Below are 3014 nucleotides of genomic sequence, written 5' to 3' on the forward strand. Positions count from 1 at the left end.
ATTAAGAACTATGTGTACAAAGTGTATTCATCCTACACAAAGTATAGATAATTTCTAATCAAATCCACTAGTGGCAACACAGTTTGGCAATATGTGAGGTATCGATATGTGGTTAATGAGTAATTTCGAAGATGATGAATGTCTGGTAATTAATTTTAGCCAGCACGTATAATCCAACTCTAATGAAACACTTACTCCAGATTGCCATTTTAGCAAGTTGTGCGCTAGCTGTTACTGTGTCAGTTGTTCTCATAAATCAGAGCATTTTGACTCATTCCAATGACATTGCCTCAACTATATCACAGCCAAATAATGGTACAAGTGGCTCAAATGAGACCCATCTTGTTCTAACTGGGTGTAATACAGACTCGGATGGAGCAGGTAAAGTCGANGTATCCCTTATTCTCATAAGTCAAAGCGTTTTGACTCATTCCGATAATATTGCCTCAACTCTACCACAGCCAAATAATGGTACAAGCATCCCAAATGAGACACATCTTGTTCTAACTGGATGTAATACAGACTCGGATGGAGCAGGTAAAGTCGACGTCTATTGTCCAAATTATGATACATTTCATTTATCCCGAGATCCTCCAATCATAGCATCAAAATGGACTAATGTACAATTGACTANGAACTCTAATGAAACACTTACTCCCGATGGCTATTTTCACAAGTTGTGCACTAGTTGTTACTATATCTCTTGTTCTGATAAATCAAAGCGCTTTCACCCATTCTAATGAAATTGCCTCAACTCTTCCACAGCCAAATAATGGTACAAGTGTACCAAATGAGACGCATCTTGTTCTAACTGGATGTAGTACAGACTCGGACGGAACAGGTAAAATCGACGTCTATTGTACAAACTATGATACATTTCATTTATCGCGAGATCCTCCAATCAAAGCATCAAAATGGACTGATGTGCAATTAACTATAGACAATGGTCAGTATACAATTCAGTATACCACACCAACAGGAACAAATCAATACACACTACTTGCAAATAATGCGGACGGCACTCAAGTTAAAGTGTTCAACTCTGCAAGCAGTGACATTCGCCAGATAATAGGGAACATATTTCCAACAAAGACGCAAACCCCGACCTCAAAACTTTCAGTAACAAAAGAAGATCTGTACCAGTATGCATTGGGGATAGTTAACAAGGACAGAACAGATCACGGTCTACACCCTGTGGTGTTGAGTCAAATGTCATCAGCACAGAATCATGCCGATGATANTCAGTATGCATTAGGAATAGTTAACAAGGATAGGACAGATCACGGTCTACACCCTGTGGTATTGAGTCAAATGTCATCAGCACAGAATCATGCAGATGATANGTCTGCAAATAATGCGGTTGGTACTCAAGTTAAAGTATTCAACTCCGCAAGCAGCGACATTCGACAGATCATAGGAAACATATTTCCAACAAAGACACAAACTCCCATCTCAAAACTTTCGGTAACAAAGGAAGATCTATACCAGTATGCGTTGGAAATAGTTAACAAGGACAGGACAGATCATGGTCTACATCCTGTTACACTGAGTCAAATGTCATCGGCACAGAATCATGCAGATGATATGCTAAGTGTAGGATATTTTTCTCATTGGAACAGTAATGGCGTTAAACCTTATGTCACATACACAAAACTTGGCGGAAGAGGAGATGTTGATGAAAATATCAGCATTACTACATCTTATTGCCCTTCATCAAAATGTGTGCCATATTCCTTTGATCCTTTCAAACAGATCAATGACAGTGAATTCGGCATGATGTACAATGACGCAGGATCAAACTGGGGACATCGAGACAATATACTCAATCCAGAGCACACTGATGTAAGTTTTGGAATCGCATATGATAATGATAAATTCTATTTTGTTGAACATTTTGAAAATAACATAATACAATGGCAAACCATGAAACTTGACGGTAACCAGCTTCATCTAGTGGGGCAAATCCCGGCAGGATATTCATTATATCAAATAGAGGTATTTGATGATCCGCCTCCTACACCTCTGACAAGTAAGGATCTAGATNTTTGATGACCCTTCTCCTACACCTCTGACAAGTAAAGATCTCGATGGAAAACTACCATATGATGCAGGATATTATGAGCAAGGGGATTTTGTAGGAGTGATGTTACCTAGACCTGCAGAAGGCTCTCATTATCCAGAATNAAGTGGCAAACCATAAAACTTGACGGTAACCAGCTTCACCTAGTAGGACAAATTCCTGCAGGATATTCATTATATCAGATAGAGGTATTTGATGATCCTCCTCCTACGCCACTGACAAGTAAAGATCTAGATGGAAAGTTACCATACAATGCAGGATACTATGAACAGGGAGATTTTGTAGGAGTAATGTTACCCAGACCTGCAGAAGGCTCTCATTATCCAGAATGTGCTAGAGGTATGGCAATACTTGATACTACTAAAGGAGAAAAATGTGTAGATTACGTGACTTTTACAAATATCAGCACAACTCTCAAAGGAATAGACATATCACCCAATATCTCAAAATGGATGGATCCTGGATTGCACACGATATACGTTTCTCTGAAAAAANTACAACTCTCAAAGGAATCGACATATCTCCTAATATCTCAAAATGGACGGATCCTGGATTACACACGATATATGTTTCTCTGAAAAAACAAAATGGAGAGCAGGTATACGCATCATCTGTGACCATGGAATATCTTTAGAGTATACACATTTTTTTAATTAGATCTTTAAATGATAAAATTACTTTCTAATTTTCTGGATAATTCTGTTTGTTGTTAATTTATGTTTTGTATGATAGAATAGAAGGATTCAAAAGGTCATTAACAATCTTCTTCAAAACTTTGTGATTGTTGTTACAATTTTGATTTGTATGTACAACAAATCTTCTATTCGACGAGTTAGTGCAAAAGAGACGCGTCACATAAATATTTTAAAAACAATCTAGGCACATGCAAAAGTCTATCGCTGCCGCTCTCGCAATATCGTTGATTGCAATAGCT

The 3014-nt window shown here is 37.9% G+C and carries 1 protein-coding gene; it reads left to right on the top strand.

The genetic code is table 11. The annotated features are described in order from the left end of the window. Window positions 1-1494: 1494 nt before the first annotated feature. On the top strand, window positions 1495-2043 hold a 549-nt coding region (locus DYY66_RS16405; RefSeq protein ID WP_394352620.1), incomplete at its 3' end, for a CAP domain-containing protein. Window positions 2044-3014 lie beyond the last annotated feature (971 nt).

The sequence above is a fragment of the Candidatus Nitrosotalea sp. FS genome (assembly GCF_011319475.1).
GTDB lineage: Archaea > Thermoproteota > Nitrososphaeria > Nitrososphaerales > Nitrosopumilaceae > Nitrosotalea.